This is a genomic window from Pseudomonas sp. PK-RTE-24, from assembly GCF_054052265.1.
Window position 1 is genome coordinate 3,370,916 of sequence record NZ_CM133224.1, and the last position, 15,148, is coordinate 3,386,063.

Below are 15,148 nucleotides of genomic sequence, written 5' to 3' on the forward strand. Positions count from 1 at the left end.
AACGCGTATAACGTTCGTGGCGATAACTCACCGGGCATCAGCCGGCCAGACCAATGGCCGGCTGATGCGGGACGATCAATGACTTGAGCGGCCGGTCATTTCCAGTGCCATGTCACTGGCGTAACTGTCGGTCATGCCGGCGATGAAATCGATCATGCGCAGAAACGAACTGTGCAGCGAACCTTGAGGGTCCGGCGCATTGTTGCCGAGCAAATCGAGAATACGCCGGCTCTTGAACGACGGCGTGCGGCCGTTGTGCTGCTCCAGCGCGGCACCGCAGAACGAATTGAGCAGAATCTCCAGCGTGGTATACGCGCCGATCTCATGCAGCGTCTTGCGCTTGTCCTGGAAGATCTTCTTGCGCGCGATGTCCTTGGCGTTCAACACGCAGCGCTTTGCCGGCCCGTGCATGTGTTCGACCAGATCGCCGTGCAGTGTGCCGGCGAGCAGGGCATCCTGCTGTTCGACAAATGCTCGCGCTGCCGCGTTGGTCAGGTGCTCGATGGCCTTGCCGCGCAGGATCGCCAGTTTGCGCCGCCGGGAATCCTGCGGGCCGAGCTGGCGATAGGTTTCCGGCAAATCGTCGCCGACCAGACCGAGCAGCAGTGACTCGACTTCGGCGTATTCGAGCAGCTCCATTTCCAGACCGTCTTCGAGATCGATCAGCGCATAGCAGATGTCATCGGCAGCCTCCATCAAGTACACCAATGGATGGCGTGCCCAGCGCTGGTCTTCGATTTGCGGCAGGCCGAGCTTGTGAGCGATCTGTTCGAGCAGCGGCAGTTCGCTCTGGTAGCAGCCGAATTTGTGTTTCTTGTAGCCGAGGGAGTCGGCGTGGCGCGCGGTCCACGGATACTTCAGATAGGTGCCCAGCGTCGCGTAGGTCAGACGCGTGCCGCCATCGAACTGGTGATATTCCAGCTGCGTCAGCACGCGAAAGCCTTGAGCATTGCCCTCGAAATTGAGGAAGTCACCACGCTCGGCTTCGCTCATGCCATCGAGCCAGCCGCGCCCAGCGGCTTGTTGAAACCAGTGGCGAATCGCGTCTTCGCCGGAATGGCCGAATGGCGGATTGCCGATGTCATGGGCCAGGCAAGCCGATTGCACGACCATGCCGAGGTCGGCCGGGTCGCACCAGTCTGGCAGCGCGCTGCGCAAGGTTTCACCGACACGCATGCCCAGCGAACGGCCGACACAACTGACTTCCAGCGAGTGAGTCAGACGCGTGTGAATGTGATCGTTGCTGGTGACCGGGTGCACTTGGGTCTTGCGCCCGAGGCGGCGGAAGGCCCCGGAGAAAATGATGCGGTCATGGTCTTTGTGAAAAGGGCTGCGGCCGAGTTCTTGCGGGCTGTGCAGCGGCTTGCCGAGGCGTTCGCGGTTGAGCAGGGTTGGCCAATCCAAGGCTGAATCTCTCCGTCTGGTGACTGATCGCCCTAGCTTCCCGGTTCGGCTGCGCGCCTGCAAGCGGAACTACAGGCCTGCTGCGTCGATATCGATCAACAGCAAGCGTTCACCGTTATCGAAAAACTGCCCCGCAGTCAGGCAATACTGGTTGCTGGTGGCATCGCGATAGGTGTTCGACAGGGTCAGGCGGCGTTCTTCCCAGCCTTCGGCCAGCAGATGATAGAAATACGGTCGCCACGACCAGTTGTGCCCCAGATAGCGGTCATCGGCAAACCAGCCGTCATGGCGCCATTCGAGGTTGGGAGTCAGTTGCGTGCCGTGGCGGTCGCACTGATAAAAGCGCAGCAGCCAGGGAAACGCCTGCAATTGCGGCAACGCACTGAGCGGGGCGCGGGCCTGCGCCCATTGCTGCAGAATCGCCATCAGTTCGCTGAGCTGCTGACGCATTTGCATCAGCCGCCCGCGCTCGCTGAGTTTCTGCTTCACGTAGCGTTGCCGCAATTGCGCGAAATGCGCGACGAAGGCATCGGTAGCGAAGAATTCTTCTTGTGCTCGGGCGAAGAGAAATCCCTGCACATAGCGCGAGCCGCACTCCAGCGCGAAATTCAGCTGCGCTTCGGTTTCGACGCCTTCGGCGATGATCCAGCAGCCGGTTTTCTCGGCCATCTGGGCGAGAGCCTTGACCACATCGCTGCTCGGTCCGCCGAGGGCTGCAGCCTGAAACAGGCGCATATCGAGCTTGAGAATGTCCGGTTGCAGGGCCAGGACCCGATCCAGCTGCGAATAGCCTGCGCCGAAATCATCAATGGCGATTCTCGCCCCTGCGTCACGGTAGCGCCCGACCACGTGGGCCAGGCGTTCGCTGTTACCACCCAGTTCGGTGATTTCAAATACGATGCGCTGCGGATCAACCTCGTGTCGCGCCAGTTGTTTGAGACTTGGCAGCGCTTGATCGGCGCGCAGGCGGCTGATCCAGCGTGGCGACATGTTCAGACTGAGAAACCACTCGGCCGGCGCTTCATGCAGGCGGCTGAGGGCGTGATCACGGATTTGCCGGTCGAGACGGCGCAAGGCAGTGGCCGGCGTGCGCGGATCGGCGAACAACGGTCCTACCGAGGTCAGTTGACCATCGCTCTGACGCAGGCGACCCAATGCTTCGACGCCTGCAATGCGGCCGGTGGCGGTATCGATGAAAGGCTGAAAACAGGCGAGCGGTTGCCCGTCGATCACGGCAAGTCCTTAATCTTGTTTTTGGTTTGGCCGCGCTTGCCGGATGGGCACGCGGGATGAAATCTCCCGATAAGGAGATTCATCCCGGCGCTATTTGCAAGAATGTAGCCAGATGGGCGATTCAGCGTTTGCCTGAGCTGTGCATGACCAGTCTGATCAGCGGCCCAAGCGTCGTGCCCAGACGCAGCAGTCGCGTCAAACCGCCACCACTGCTGCGTTTCGAGCCTTTGCCGGTGAGGAAACCCAGCAGCGTCACCGCCGCCACGCCCCACAACGGCGCATGCTTGATGCCGAAACCATCCTGCACGTTCTGCTTCATGCCACGCATGCGCTGCAACGGTTGCAGCACTTGCGCGGTTTCGTGGCGGATTTCCTGACGGTGCATTTCCATGCGCAGGCGGATCAGCGCCTTGCGCATTTCCCGGCGGGAGCTGTTGTGCGGAAGTTCAGGCAGGCTCATGGCAGCAGACGCTCCCGGTCGTTGGCCAGCTCTTCGAGCGTGCCGTGGAAAGGCGAGGACTCATCGAAAATCGCCGCTTTGAGGCGCAGACCGCAGAAGATCGACGCCAGCGTGTAAAACACGCACAGGCCGATGATCGCCGCCAGGCGGTAGGTGTCCCAGAAGATGATCATCACCAGCGTCGACAGACCTACCAGCAACAGCAGGGCAAAAACCAGCGCCAGGCCGGCGAACAGCAGCAGGCTGACAGTGCGTGATTTCTGCTCCTGCAGTTCGATGCCGAACAGTTCGACATGACTGTGCAGCAGGCCCAGAACGGCAGCGCCGAGGCGACGCGTGGAAGAGGCGGTGCCCGCAGTCGGGCCGGATTCACCGATCGACATGATCAGCGCCGAGTTGCCAGCAGGCCGATCAGAAAACCGACGCCGGCAGCGATGCCCACCGACTGCCATGGGTTGGCCGACACATAGTCTTCAGTAGCGGTTACGGCCGCCTGACCGCGCTCACGCAGGGTGTCTTCGGTCACCTTCAGGGTTTCCCGGGCACGCAGCAGGCTGTCATGAATCTGGGCACGCAGCTCATCGGCCTGATCACCCGCGAGGGTCTTGGTGTGTTCGAGCAAGCGTTCGGTGTCGGCGACCAGAGTCTGGAAGTCGTTCATCAGGATTTCTTGAGCAGTCTTTGCCTTGATGCTGGCCATGGGTGGATCTCCGTAGGTGGCTTTGAAGCGTTCGAGTATGAGCCTTGCGCGAAGGTTCAGTGCAAATGCCTGGTACAACTTTTGCTGTGTCGTGGTGCGCCGCTCGGCGTATGTGCGCTGTTGCCGGGCGTAAGAGCAGAAAACTCTAATTCATTTGCTCGCGGTTCGTGATCAGACATCGATATATGCGCCAAATCAGTTCATCAACCCTGCCGTTGGATATTTGATGAGTCGTAATTTGGTGCATGAAATGCACACATGAACCGCTTTGGTGCCTTTTAGCCTTGGGTCTGCCTCCTCATGGAAAATCTGCAAAGCGCTGTGGACACGCTGGTTCACAGCTCCAACACGTTGTTCATTCTGATCGGTGCGGTGATGGTACTGGCGATGCACGCCGGTTTCGCCTTTCTGGAGGTCGGCACGGTCCGGCAGAAGAACCAGGTCAACGCGCTGGCGAAAATCCTCAGCGACTTCGCCGTCTCGACCCTGGCCTATTTCTTTATAGGCTATTGGATCTCCTATGGCGTCACCTTCATGCAACCGGCGGCGGTGCTCACGGCTGACCATGGCTATGGACTGGTGAAGTTTTTCTTTCTGCTGACCTTCGCTGCCGCGATCCCGGCGATCATTTCCGGCGGCATTGCCGAACGCGCGCGGTTTGTCCCGCAGTTGTGCGCGACGGCGCTGATCGTGGCGTTTATCTATCCGTTCTTCGAAGGGCTGATCTGGAACGGCAACTTCGGTTTGCAAGGCTGGCTGGCGGCGCAGTTTGGCGCGGCATTCCATGATTTCGCCGGCTCGGTGGTGGTGCATGCCGTGGGCGGTTGGCTGGCGTTGGCCGCTGTTCTGCTGCTCGGCCCGCGCAATGGTCGCTATCGCGATGGACGCCTGGTCGCGTTCGCGCCGTCGAGCATTCCGTTTCTCGCACTGGGCTCGTGGATCCTGATTGTCGGCTGGTTCGGCTTCAACGTGATGAGCGCGCAGACGCTGCAAGGCGTCAGTGGCCTGGTCGCGGTCAACTCGCTGATGGCCATGGTCGGCGGTACCGTCGCGGCGTTGATCGTTGGGCGCAATGACCCGGGCTTTCTGCACAACGGCCCGCTGGCCGGGCTGGTGGCGATTTGCGCCGGCTCCGACCTGATGCATCCTGTCGGAGCACTGGTGACCGGCGCGATCGCCGGAGCCTTGTTTGTCTGGTGCTTTATCGCTGCGCAAGTCAAATGGCGCATCGATGATGTCTTGGGTGTCTGGCCGTTGCATGGTTTGTGTGGCGTGTGGGGTGGGATTGCCTGCGGCATCTTCGGTCAGTCTGCGCTGGGTGGCCTGGGCGGCGTCAGCCTGATCAGCCAGTTGATCGGCACCGCGCTTGGCGTCGCGGTGGCGCTGGTCGGCGGCTTCGTCGTCTACGGCGCGATCAAGGCATTGCATGGGCTGCGCCTGAGTCAGGAACAAGAGTATTACGGCGCCGACCTGTCGCTGCACAAGATCGGCGCGGTGAGTCAGGACTAGATTTCCTCATCATTGGCTCCGGGATAGAAACCGTGGAGCAGGCGATAGCGATCGATACGCACTTGATCGACCTTCTCCTGCACTTTGTGCGCGGGCAGGCCAAGCATGATCAGCGCGTGTGAAGCGAGCATCAGGCTTGACTCCAGAAGCTCCGGCACCACCTCGGTGGCGCCGGCGGCTCTGAGTTCCGCCGATTGGCTGTCGTCACGGGTGCGTACCAGAATCGGCACCTGTCGGTTGAGTCGCCGGGCTTCGCGCAGAATGCGCAACGCCGCGTCACTTTGATCCACGGCAATCACCAGCAGCCTGGCGCGCAACAGGCCAACCGCAGTAAGCAGATCGCCACGCGCCGAGTCGCCGTAATGCACGTCGCTTTCCGCGGATGCGGCTTCCTGCACCCGCACCGGATCGTTGTCCAGCGCAACATAGGCTTGCCCCGCATTGCCCATGAAGCGGCCGATGGACTGGCCGACGCGACCGTAGCCGCAGATCACCACGTGCTGGTCGAGGTCGGCGTTGAGCGCGCTGATCTGTTCGATCTGCGCTTCCTGATTGGGCTTGCGGTGCAGCACGGCGGCGATGCGCGGCGCCGCACGCAACAGCAGTGGCGTGAGCAGCATCGAACAGAACGTCGCCGCGAGCAGCAGCGCCCCCGGCTCGGCCGGCAACAGGCTGTTCTGCTGCATCTGCGCCATCAAGGCAAAACAGAACTCCCCGCCCTGGGCCAGGGCCAGACCGCTGCGCCACGCGGTTTCGCTGTCACTGCCGCGCCACTTCACCAGCAGCGCGACCACGATGCCCTTGATCAGCATCAGGCCAAGCGTCAGGCCGATGATCAACAGGCTGTGACTGACGAACAGTTGCAGGTCGATGAGCATGCCGATGCTGACGAAGAACACGCCGAGCAGAATGTCGCGAAAGGGCCGGATGTCAGCTTCGATCTGGTGCCGGTAATGGCTTTCCCCGAGCAACATGCCGGCAAGGAAAGCGCCGAGTGCAGGCGACAGCCCCAGCAAGTGCGTGAGCCAGGCAGTCAGCAGCACGATCACCAGCGCCAGAAGAACGAACAGCTCCGCCGAACGCGAGGCCGCCACTTCATGAAACAGCCGTGGCAATAACCCGCGACTGGCGAGCAGCAGGCCGAAGAACAGCACCAAGGTTTTGCCCAGGGTCAACGGCAAGGCCCAATACCAGGCCTGCTCGCTGGTGCCGGCGAAGACCGGAACCAGTGTCAGCAGCAATACCGCGACAACGTCCTGAAACAGCAACACGCCGACCGCGTTCTGGCCGTGGCTGCTGAACACTTCACCAAGACTGCCCAGCTCCTTGGTCACGATCGCCGTGGATGACAGCGATAATCCGGCACCGAGCAACAGCGCCGGCATCAGCGGCATGCCCAGGCCCATCAACAGGGTGCCGAGCAGCGCTGCGCTGATCAGCACTTGCTGACTGCCGAGGCGAAACACCACCTGACGCAGCGCAATCATCTTCGACAGGGAGAACTCCAGGCCTAGCGAAAACAGCAGAAACACCACGCCCAGCTCGGCGACATCCGGCAGATGTTCGCTCTCGTTGACCCAGTCGAATGCGTTCGGCCCGACCAGTAATCCCACGCACAGGTAACCCAGCACCGGCGGCAGTCGCAGGCGCCGGAACAGGGCAATCACCACCAGGGATGAGGCGAGGATGATCAACAGATTTGCAAACACGGGACACTCCGCTGTCAGGGCGTTGGCCTCTGAAGCGTAGAGGCAAAAAGTCCGCGAGGATGACGCATTTGCAATTTGCGCTGAATGATTTGCGTCAGGATTTTGCGCCGGGAGCGCTGGGTCCTTTGGGCGGCGCCGGGTCGACGAGGGTTTAGTGGCGTCCTAGAATGGGCTCACTTGTTTTCCGGTAATGCCGTCATGCCTCCTGAATGTCAGCTGTTCGGCACCCTCGGGTGTCATCTGTGTGAAGTCGCCGAAGCCGAACTGATGCCCTTCGTCGAGCATGGTCTGCTGGTTGAACTGGTGGACATTGCCGAAGACGAATCGTGGTTCGAAAAATACAGCTTGCGCATCCCGGTACTGCGGCGCGTTGACACTGGCGCGGAGCTGGATTGGCCGTTCAGTGGCGATGAAATCGCGGCGTTTTTACGATGATGGGGTTTACTACCGTTCTTCCGCTGGTCGCAGCGATACATCCTTGCGTTGGCGCTCGCTGACTTCTTCGGTTACTGTATGTCCATACAGCAATCGAGTCAGAGGGATGAACCGTGGTCAATGTCGAACAGTTGAAGAGCAGCGTTAACCGGATGTCGGTCGACGTGGTGCGCGAGGCCGTCCTCGAATTGCGCCTGGACGGGCTGGTCACGGAAGGCAAGACGCCGTTCAACAAGCTGCATTTCAACACCTGCTTTGCCGAAATCGAAGCCCTGTTTCAACGCGCCGGGTATCACAAGCAACTGGATGTGGTCGGTTATCAGGGCCTGCTGTATGCCTTGTACGATCCGGGTCGCTGGGAGGCGGTCGATGTCTTGCGCTGGCTGAAGGAGTTCACCGAAGCGGCGGCCCTCAAGTCGATTCCGGCCTGATGAAACTGCGCTAGGTGGCTTTGCCTCACTGTTGGATAATGCCGGCCTGCATTGAGGATTTCTGTTTCGTATGACCAGCCCCGTATTTTCCGCTGCGCACAATCAGGCCAGCACCTTGTATTTGCCGCCCGGTCCCTGGCTGACGGTACTCGATTGCCTGTGCGAGCACTTCAGCGCTATCGGCCGCGAACAATGGCTCGACCGGATTGCTCGCGGGCGGGTGCTGGATGCGCAGGGCCAGCCGATTGCGCTGGACTTGCCGTACAGGGAAGGTCTGCGCATTCACTACTTTCGCGAAGTGCCGGACGAGAAGCCGATCCCGGTGCTCGAGTCGATTCTCTACGCTGACGAACATCTGGTAGTGGCCGACAAACCTCATTTTCTGCCAGTAACCCCGGCCGGGGAATATGTCGAACAAACCCTGCTACGCCGGCTGATCCGTCGGCTGGACAATCCGCATCTGGTGCCGCTGCACCGCATCGACCGGCACACGGCAGGTCTGGTGATCTTCTCGGCCAACCCGCAAACCCGCTCGGCCTATCAGTCGTTGTTCCCGACGCGGCAGATCGACAAGCGCTATGAAGCGATCGCCCCGGCGCTGCCCGAGTTGAATTTCCCTTTGGTGCACAAGAGCCGGTTGGTCGATGGCGAGCCGTTTTTCCGCATGCAAGAAGGGCCTGGCGCCAGCAATACCGAAACGGCGGTCGAGGTGCGTGAGAAAAATGGTGATCTGTGGCGCTATGGCCTGTATCCCGTGACGGGCAAGAAGCATCAGTTGCGGGTGCACATGACGGCGCTGGGAGCGAGTATTTGCAACGACCCGTTTTATCCGACGGTGTTGAAAGATGTCGAGGACGACTACGCCAACCCGTTGAAGCTGCTTGCGCAAGGCCTGCGCTTCATTGACCCGGTGACCGGGGAATTGCGGGAGTTCGAGAGTCGAATCACCTTGCAGTGGTAATGCTGAAACTGCTTTCCGAGCGCCCATGAAAAAGCCCGCATGACAATGCGGGCTTTTCTGTATCCGGTAACGACGCGGAGCCTTACAGCTCTTTAACGGTACGAACCTGATCCTTGTTGATGCGGGTCTCTTTGCCGTCCAGCTGCTGGAACTCGTAGAAGCCCGAATCATCATCGTATTTCGGGGTGTCGACGGCCTGGATTTCGCGACCGTCATTCAAGGTGATCACTGTCGGCGAGGAGCAACCGGCGAGGGTTGCCAGGCCCAGTGCGAGCATGAAAGTGGCGAGGGTCCGTTGAGTCATGAGTGTGTCTCCGAATGGGAAATCTTCTGGTTACTGAGCTTGAGACGTAAACAAGGCGTGAGAGTTCCTTGGATAGTGTCAGTCTGACACAGTGTTGTGCAGATGTAACAATTCGGGGGTGTTGAGGTTGGCCAGTCGCGGTTCGTTGTCAGGGCATTGCAATGCGACGGCGCCGAGACTGCGCATCACCCGGCCCGGGCTGCGCTCGCCTGCATTCCAGGCTGCTTCGAACGCTGGCAACAGCGCCACCGGAATCACGCACAACAGCGGTTCCCAGTGCTCGCCGTGGCGCAGCATTAAAGGTTTTTCACGTTGCAGATCGGCAGTGGTCAGCATGGCTTCCAGCAACGCCGTGTCGATTCGCGGCACATCGCATGGCAACACCAGCAAATGCGCATGGCGCGCCGCTTTCAGTCCAGCACGAATACCGGCCAGCGGCCCGGGGAAATCGCCTTCATCATCCATTACCAACTTATCGGCAAACCCGGCATAACGCTCGCGATTGCGGTTGCACGAGATGATCAGATCGTCGGTCAGCGGCCGTACCTTGCGCTGCAGATGCGCGATCAACGGCTCGCCCAGCCACTCGATGAGGCCCTTGTCCTGACCGCCCATGCGTTGACCGCGTCCACCGGCCAGAAGCAGGACGGAGCAGGGTGGCAACGGCTTGTTCGAGGGCATGACGACTCTCCAGAGGGGCGGCGGAAAAATGAGCCGCTGTGATATAACACCGGGCTGTTTCCCCTACAACTGGAAGAGCCTATGAAAGCCAAGGCTGATGTACCTTTCGTGCCGCTCAATATTGCGGTGCTGACTGTCAGCGACACCCGAACCCTGGAAACCGATACCTCCGGCCAGGTCTTCGTCGATCGCTTGATCGCGGCCGGTCACGCGCTGGCCGAGCGTGTTTTGCTTAAAGATGATCTCTACAAAATTCGCGCGCAAGTCGCCAATTGGATTGCCGACGATGTGGTCCAGGTTGTGCTGATCACCGGCGGCACTGGCTTTACCGGGCGTGACAGCACACCGGAAGCGGTGGCATGCCTGCTCGACAAACAGGTCGACGGATTCGGCGAATTGTTCCGCCAGATCTCCGTAGCCGATATCGGCACTTCGACCGTGCAGTCCCGGGCCTTGGCAGGCTTGGCCAACGGCACGCTGGTGTGCTGCCTGCCGGGTTCGACCAATGCGGTGCGCACTGGCTGGGATGGCATCCTCGCTGAGCAACTGGACGCCCGTCATCGTCCGTGCAACTTCGTCACCCATCTGAAGCAGGCGGCGCCTTGTGAATCCCGTGGGTAAGCCGGGCAAGACCGGCAGTTTGCTGCCTGTCGAAACGGCGCTCGAGCGTTTGCTGGCCATGGCCGATGCGTCGCGCATTGTCGAGCGCGAGCACTTGCCGCTGGCTCAGGTCGAAGGGCGGGTGCTGGCTGAAGATCTGATCTCGACACTGGATCTGCCGCCGTGGCCGAACAGCGCCATGGACGGCTACGCCTTGAACCTGGCGGATTGGCAGGGCGAGCCGCTGCCAGTCAGCCAAAAAGTTTTTGCCGGGCAGTCTCCGCAGCCGTTGGAACCAGGCAGCTGCGCACGCATCTTTACCGGGGCACCGCTGCCGGCGGGCGCTGACTGTGTCGAGATGCAGGAAAACGCCGAAGTTCAGGCCGACGGCCGAGTGCGCTTCCTCGAGCCTTTGAAAGCCGGGCAGAACATTCGTCCGCAAGGGCAGGAAACCACGGTCGGCGAATTGGTACTGCAAGCTGGAGCCCGGCTCGGACCGATTGAGCAAGGCCTGGCTGCTTCGCTTGGCTGTGCCGGGGTTAACGTCGTGCGCAAGCCGCGGGTGGCGGTTCTGTCCACTGGGGACGAACTGGTTGAACCCGGTCAGGCATTGGGGCCGGGCCAGATCTACAACAGCAATCGCGTACTTCTGTGCAGCTGGCTGCAGCGTCTGGGCTGCGAAGTCATCGATGGCGGAATTCTTCCGGACGATCTACCCGCGACGCGGGCGCGGCTGGGCGAGCTGCAAAATGTCGATCTGATTCTGTCTACTGGCGGTGTCTCGGTCGGTGAAGCAGATTTTCTCGGCATTGCCTTGCGAGAGGAAGGCGAACTGGCCTTGTGGAAGCTGGCCATCAAGCCTGGAAAACCGTTGACGTTCGGCCATTTCCGCAACGTGCCGGTGATTGGCCTGCCCGGCAATCCCGCCTCTACGCTGGTGACGTTCGCCTTGCTGACGCGGCCCTATTTATTGCGACGCCTGGGTGTGCAAGATGTCGAGCCGCTCAAGTTTGCAGTGCCAGCAGGCTTTGTCTGGCCGGTGGCCGGCAACCGTCGTGAATATCTGCGCGGGCGCTTGGAACAGGGGCGGGCGATCATTTACCGCAACCAGAGTTCGGGTGTGCTGCGTAGCGCGGCGTGGGCCGACGGATTGGTGGAAGTCCGAGAAGGCCGCACGCTGAGCGAGGGTGATGCAGTGAGCTTCATTCCCCTCAGTGACCTTCTGGGGTAGAGCATCTCGCCCATGCACGCGTCGGCTGATACGCACGGCGCGTGCAACGAATGATTCGGTCAGTTGCTGATCAATGTCACCAACTGGTCGAATCGGCTGTTGGCCACCCAGCCCAGCAGACCGAGGATGACAGCGGTGGCACCCGCCGAATACGCCAGACGGTGTTTGATCGTCCGGACATCATTGAGCACTTCGTCCATATCGCGGCGCATGTATTTGAAGTGAGTCTCCAGCTCGCTGACTCGGGGTTCCATATCAAACTCTCCAGGGGTCTTGGCGCTGTTACAGAAGTCTGGTTTCTTGCTGGCACGACTTTCGGCGAGAGCGGCGACCGGGCTCACCGGTGCCTTGGTTTCATGGTTGTGCATGGAAGTTCTCGCCGATCGTATCAACTGCACGCTTGCTGGTTTTGCCATTGCTCGATTCATGGAAATAAATCGGGGGGTATCCGTTCATTACCGGCACATCCTTGTGTTAATGGGTTGAAGGTTGATGCTGCTGGCACACGGTGACCCAATGGTCGGACGGGGTCAATTAAGCCGATTCCTCTTGTTTCGTAAGAAAAAATACCGCTGTGTAGGACGCCAGCAGTTGGACGAAGAATTAATTGCCGCTCGGTGGCTTTTTTAAGGCGCACAGTGGTCAAGATGTTTCAATCGATTTCAATTCTTGGAGTGACGTTATGAGTGAACGCCGGGCACTGCTGATCTTGCATGGCAAACAGGCACTCAACGAGGATGTCCGCGCTGCCGTCGAAGCCAAGCGTGAGCAAGGCTGGGAACTGGCTGTGCGAGTGACCTGGGAGGCCGGCGACGCCCAGCGTCTGGTCGAGGAAGCGTTGGCGGCCGGCTACAGCAAAATCATCGCCGGTGGCGGTGATGGCACGTTGCGCGATATTGCCGAGGCGCTGGCTCAGCATCCGCAAAAAGCCAGTCTTGTGTTGCTGCCGCTGGGAACCGCCAACGATTTCTCCCGCGCCGCCGGTATTTCCCTGGAGCCTGCCGAAGCCCTTGAGCTACTGGATGTTCAGCCCTCGGATATCGATCTGGGCGAAGTGGGCGGGCAGATTTTCCTCAACATGGCGACCGGCGGATTCGGCAGCCAGGTGACCGCCAATACTTCGGAAGATCTGAAAAAGGTCTTGGGCGGCGCCGCGTATCTGTTTACCGGCCTGACCCGGTTCAGCGAACTGCATGCCGCTTACGGCGAGTTGCAAGGCCCGGATTTCCATTGGCAGGGTGAGCTGCTGGCGCTGGGTATCGGTAACGGTCGGCAGGCGGGTGGCGGCCATGTGCTGTGCCCGGAGGCACAGGTCGATGATGGTTTGCTGGACATCAGTATCCTGCCGGCACCGCAAGAACTGGTCGGCACGCTGAAGAATCTGCTGAGCGAGGGCTTCGGCCTCGACAACATGTTCGTGCGGGCGCGATTGCCGTGGGTCGAGATCAAGGTCGCCGAAGGGCTGAGCATCAATCTCGACGGCGAGCCACTGGAAGGTGACAGTCTGCGTTTTGTTGCGAAACCCGCAGCGTTGCAGGTGCACTTGCCAAAGGACTCGCCGCTATTGAGTCAACTGACGCCAGTCAGTCATCAAGACTGATGATCTGCTCGCGCACGGCGAACAGCACCAGGCCCGCCACGTCATAGATCTGCAGGCGCTTCATGATCTGTGCGCGGTGGGTTTCCACGGTCTTGACGCTCAAGCCCAGGCCGTTGGCGATTTCCCGGGTCGATTTGCCGCGCACGATCAGGCGAAGGATTTCCAGCTGGCGCGCGGTCAGATTGTGCGAATCGGCGATGTCCGGCTGGCTTTTCTGGTTGCGGGTCAGTGCCTGATTGATCACGGTGTGAGCGATGGCCGGGCTGAGATAGCGTTCGTTGTTGCGCAGGGCTTCCAGCGCGTGCTCGAGCTCGGTGGCCGTGGTGTCCTTGAGCAGGTAGCCATGGGCACCGGACTCCAGCGCCTGCATGATCAGCGCCGGGTCGGTGTGCATCGACAGGATCAGCACTTTGCTCTGCGGGCGCACGCGCTTGAGGCGTTGCAGCGCTTCCAGGCCACCGGTTTCCCGCATCGAGATGTCCAGCAATACGATGTCGGGGCTCAGTTGCTCGACCATTTCGAGCAATTGCGAACCATCACTGGCTTCGCCGATTACCGCGTAACCGGGAATATCCAGAACCAGAGCACGCACGCCGGCTCTGATCAGCGAGTGGTCATCCACCAGAAGTAAGTTACAAGTCAACGCATAACCTTATTCGTACTGGCCCGTTCGAGCGCTCGCGGCGCCCACGGGAAAAGTGCTTCGATTCGAGTGCCTTTGCCCGGCTCGCTGATAACGCTCAATGTGCCGCCCAACTGTTCGATGCGCTCGGCCATTCCGGCCATGCCGCGTTGACCTTCTCTGGCCGGGTCGGCCGCCGGGGCAAAACCCAGGCCGTCATCGCTGATCAACAGCGTCAGACCTTGCGGCAATCGCTGTACCCGAATCAACAGGTTTTTTGCCTGTGCGTGGCGCAGGATGTTGGTCACGGCTTCCTGGGCAATGCGAAACGCCGCGACGGCCATTTCCTCGGGGATGCCGTTGAGCCGTTGCTGGCAATCGAGACTCCAGTTGACCGGCGTGTTGGCCAGTGTCTTGAGCAAGTGCGCACGCAGGCTGGCTTCGAGGCCCAGACTGGTCAATTGACGTGGATTGAGAATCGCCGAGACGTCACGCACCTTTGTCAGGGTTTCATCCAGTGTGTCGCAGAGCACCTTGCATTGTTCCTGCAGATCCTCCGGCAGGCGGCGTTTGAGCCAGTCACTTTGCAGTTTGGCGGCGGTGAGCAACTGGCCGATATCGTCGTGCAATTCCCGGCTGAGGCGATGGCGCTCGTTTTCCTGAACTTGCAACAGTCGATCAGCCAGCTCTTGTGGTTGAAACTTGATCGATTTGCGCGACAAGCGATATTGCACCCAGACGCACGCGGTGGCGGCGATGTCGAGCGCCAGCAATCCCAAAGGAAGGCGTGCGGAAACAACATACGCCAGCAGACTACCCAAGGTCGCCAGAACACACAGAACAAGTGTGAAGCGCCGGGCGTTTTCCCGAGAAGGTGGCCATGTAATGAGTGACTTGAGACTGGCGTACATAACGGATGGAGCCAATGGATGTTCGCTGCGGGCAGACCGACCGGTGACTGGCGGATCTCTGTGTGGAAATACTGTCATTTATGTTATTGATTCAAACCGCATTCATTAAGCGATCATTGACCGGCAATAACATCGAAAAGGTAACACTGAAGTCAGTATGCCATTAACCGGCAGGCAACTAACCGGCGGCATAATACCACTTAACATACCGTTGGTCGCGGTTGCTATATATGTCTATTCAGTCAGGAAATATCGGATCGTGGACGCAAGTTCCATATTGGAAAAAGCTGGAGTTGTTGTATTTGGGCCACTTCGATTTGCCTGGAAGTGTCGCTGGTTGCACACAGGGAAAACCCT

The 15,148-nt window shown here is 60.0% G+C and carries 18 protein-coding genes; 7 read left to right on the forward strand and 11 right to left on the reverse strand.

Annotated features, from left to right (window positions below):
- Positions 1-75: 75 nt before the first annotated feature.
- The 5 genes from ACV8MC_RS15170 to ACV8MC_RS15190 form a co-directional block, all read right to left on the reverse strand.
- The gene (locus ACV8MC_RS15170; protein WP_016770846.1) at positions 76-1,404 is read right to left on the reverse strand and encodes a deoxyguanosinetriphosphate triphosphohydrolase; all 1,329 of its coding nucleotides are present in this window, start codon (positions 1,402-1,404) and stop codon (positions 76-78) included.
- Between the two features lie 69 nt (positions 1,405-1,473).
- The gene (locus ACV8MC_RS15175) at positions 1,474-2,637 is read right to left on the reverse strand and encodes an EAL domain-containing protein (RefSeq protein ID WP_041478435.1); all 1,164 of its coding nucleotides are present in this window, start codon (positions 2,635-2,637) and stop codon (positions 1,474-1,476) included.
- Between the two features lie 121 nt (positions 2,638-2,758).
- Positions 2,759-3,097 (reverse strand): hypothetical protein, encoded by a 339-nt coding sequence (locus tag ACV8MC_RS15180; RefSeq protein WP_016770844.1) that lies wholly within the window; start codon positions 3,095-3,097, stop codon positions 2,759-2,761.
- A complete protein-coding gene (locus ACV8MC_RS15185) occupies positions 3,094-3,480 on the reverse strand; it encodes a phage holin family protein (protein ID WP_008079909.1) in 387 nt (128 codons plus the stop codon). The genes ACV8MC_RS15180 and ACV8MC_RS15185 overlap by 4 nt, the downstream gene beginning before the upstream one ends.
- 2 nt (positions 3,481-3,482) lie before the next feature.
- Entirely contained in the window at positions 3,483-3,797 is a 315-nt protein-coding gene (locus tag ACV8MC_RS15190) for a DUF883 family protein (protein WP_016770842.1), read from the reverse strand.
- Between the two features lie 300 nt (positions 3,798-4,097).
- On the opposite strand from ACV8MC_RS15190, the gene ACV8MC_RS15195 reads away from it, so the two are divergent.
- Positions 4,098-5,306 carry an ammonium transporter gene (locus tag ACV8MC_RS15195; protein ID WP_457262477.1) on the forward strand — a complete coding sequence of 403 codons (1,209 nt, stop codon included), beginning with the start codon at positions 4,098-4,100 and terminating at the stop codon, positions 5,304-5,306.
- Here ACV8MC_RS15195 and ACV8MC_RS15200 read toward each other — a convergent pair.
- A complete protein-coding gene (locus tag ACV8MC_RS15200; RefSeq protein WP_457262479.1) occupies positions 5,303-7,015 on the reverse strand; it encodes a cation:proton antiporter in 1,713 nt (570 codons plus the stop codon). The genes ACV8MC_RS15195 and ACV8MC_RS15200 overlap by 4 nt on opposite strands.
- A 198-nt stretch (positions 7,016-7,213) precedes the next feature.
- On the opposite strand from ACV8MC_RS15200, the gene ACV8MC_RS15205 reads away from it, so the two are divergent.
- The 3 genes from ACV8MC_RS15205 to ACV8MC_RS15215 all read left to right on the forward strand — a co-directional run bounded on the left by ACV8MC_RS15205 (position 7,214) and on the right by ACV8MC_RS15215 (position 8,842).
- Positions 7,214-7,450: a glutaredoxin family protein gene (locus ACV8MC_RS15205; protein ID WP_016770838.1), complete on the forward strand. Its 237-nt coding sequence runs from the start codon at positions 7,214-7,216 to the stop codon at positions 7,448-7,450.
- Between the two features lie 113 nt (positions 7,451-7,563).
- Positions 7,564-7,881 carry a hypothetical protein gene (locus ACV8MC_RS15210; RefSeq protein WP_016770837.1) on the forward strand — a complete coding sequence of 106 codons (318 nt, stop codon included), beginning with the start codon at positions 7,564-7,566 and terminating at the stop codon, positions 7,879-7,881.
- A gap of 70 nt (positions 7,882-7,951) precedes the next feature.
- Positions 7,952-8,842 (forward strand): pseudouridine synthase, encoded by an 891-nt coding sequence (locus ACV8MC_RS15215; protein WP_056788516.1) that lies wholly within the window; start codon positions 7,952-7,954, stop codon positions 8,840-8,842.
- 82 nt (positions 8,843-8,924) lie between these two features.
- On the opposite strand, the gene ACV8MC_RS15220 is transcribed toward ACV8MC_RS15215, so the two are convergent.
- Both ACV8MC_RS15220 and mobA read right to left on the reverse strand, forming a co-directional pair.
- Positions 8,925-9,146, reverse strand: a complete 222-nt coding sequence (locus ACV8MC_RS15220) for a YgdI/YgdR family lipoprotein (protein WP_016770600.1) — start codon at positions 9,144-9,146, stop codon at positions 8,925-8,927.
- Positions 9,147-9,224: 78 nt separating this feature from the next.
- Entirely contained in the window at positions 9,225-9,827 is a 603-nt protein-coding gene (gene mobA, locus ACV8MC_RS15225) for a molybdenum cofactor guanylyltransferase MobA (protein ID WP_457262483.1), read from the reverse strand.
- Between the two features lie 81 nt (positions 9,828-9,908).
- Here mobA and moaB point away from each other — a divergent pair, with 81 nt between their 5' ends.
- Complete coding sequence (moaB, locus tag ACV8MC_RS15230) at positions 9,909-10,448, forward strand: molybdenum cofactor biosynthesis protein B (protein ID WP_016770598.1); 540 nt, start codon at positions 9,909-9,911, stop codon at positions 10,446-10,448.
- Entirely contained in the window at positions 10,432-11,658 is a 1,227-nt protein-coding gene (locus tag ACV8MC_RS15235; protein ID WP_457262484.1) for a molybdopterin molybdotransferase MoeA, read from the forward strand. Before moaB ends, ACV8MC_RS15235 begins: the two co-directional genes overlap by 17 nt.
- Before the next feature lie 59 nt (positions 11,659-11,717).
- Here the strand turns inward: ACV8MC_RS15235 and ACV8MC_RS15240 are convergent, their stop codons facing one another.
- Entirely contained in the window at positions 11,718-12,026 is a 309-nt protein-coding gene (locus ACV8MC_RS15240) for a hypothetical protein (protein WP_172834003.1), read from the reverse strand.
- Between the two features lie 314 nt (positions 12,027-12,340).
- Between ACV8MC_RS15240 and yegS the strand changes: the two genes are divergently transcribed.
- On the forward strand, positions 12,341-13,258 hold the full coding sequence (yegS, locus tag ACV8MC_RS15245) for a lipid kinase YegS (protein ID WP_041478444.1): 918 nt from the start codon (positions 12,341-12,343) through the stop codon (positions 13,256-13,258).
- Here the strand turns inward: yegS and ACV8MC_RS15250 are convergent.
- A complete protein-coding gene (locus tag ACV8MC_RS15250; protein ID WP_041478445.1) occupies positions 13,242-13,901 on the reverse strand; it encodes a response regulator in 660 nt (219 codons plus the stop codon). The genes yegS and ACV8MC_RS15250 overlap by 17 nt on opposite strands.
- Positions 13,898-14,791, reverse strand: a complete 894-nt coding sequence (locus ACV8MC_RS15255) for a sensor histidine kinase (RefSeq protein WP_024013690.1) — start codon at positions 14,789-14,791, stop codon at positions 13,898-13,900. Before ACV8MC_RS15255 ends, ACV8MC_RS15250 begins: the two co-directional genes overlap by 4 nt.
- Positions 14,792-15,148 lie beyond the last annotated feature (357 nt).

Excerpts from the sequence above, each read along its gene's own strand:
- yegS (WP_041478444.1), top strand. The coding sequence starts at position 12,341 with ATGAGTGAACGCCGGGCACTGCTGATCTTGCATGGCAAACAGGCACTC.
- moaB (WP_016770598.1), top strand. The coding sequence starts at position 9,909 with ATGAAAGCCAAGGCTGATGTACCTTTCGTGCCGCTCAATATTGCGGTG.
- ACV8MC_RS15190 (WP_016770842.1), bottom strand. The coding sequence starts at position 3,797 with ATGGCCAGCATCAAGGCAAAGACTGCTCAAGAAATCCTGATGAACGAC.
- ACV8MC_RS15240 (WP_172834003.1), bottom strand. The coding sequence starts at position 12,026 with ATGCACAACCATGAAACCAAGGCACCGGTGAGCCCGGTCGCCGCTCTC.
- ACV8MC_RS15215 (WP_056788516.1), top strand. The coding sequence starts at position 7,952 with ATGACCAGCCCCGTATTTTCCGCTGCGCACAATCAGGCCAGCACCTTG.
- ACV8MC_RS15255 (WP_024013690.1), bottom strand. The coding sequence starts at position 14,791 with ATGTACGCCAGTCTCAAGTCACTCATTACATGGCCACCTTCTCGGGAA.
- ACV8MC_RS15185 (WP_008079909.1), bottom strand. The coding sequence starts at position 3,480 with ATGTCGATCGGTGAATCCGGCCCGACTGCGGGCACCGCCTCTTCCACG.
- ACV8MC_RS15195 (WP_457262477.1), top strand. The coding sequence starts at position 4,098 with ATGGAAAATCTGCAAAGCGCTGTGGACACGCTGGTTCACAGCTCCAAC.
- ACV8MC_RS15180 (WP_016770844.1), bottom strand. The coding sequence starts at position 3,097 with ATGAGCCTGCCTGAACTTCCGCACAACAGCTCCCGCCGGGAAATGCGC.
- ACV8MC_RS15220 (WP_016770600.1), bottom strand. The coding sequence starts at position 9,146 with ATGACTCAACGGACCCTCGCCACTTTCATGCTCGCACTGGGCCTGGCA.
- mobA (WP_457262483.1), bottom strand. The coding sequence starts at position 9,827 with ATGCCCTCGAACAAGCCGTTGCCACCCTGCTCCGTCCTGCTTCTGGCC.
- ACV8MC_RS15205 (WP_016770838.1), top strand. The coding sequence starts at position 7,214 with ATGCCTCCTGAATGTCAGCTGTTCGGCACCCTCGGGTGTCATCTGTGT.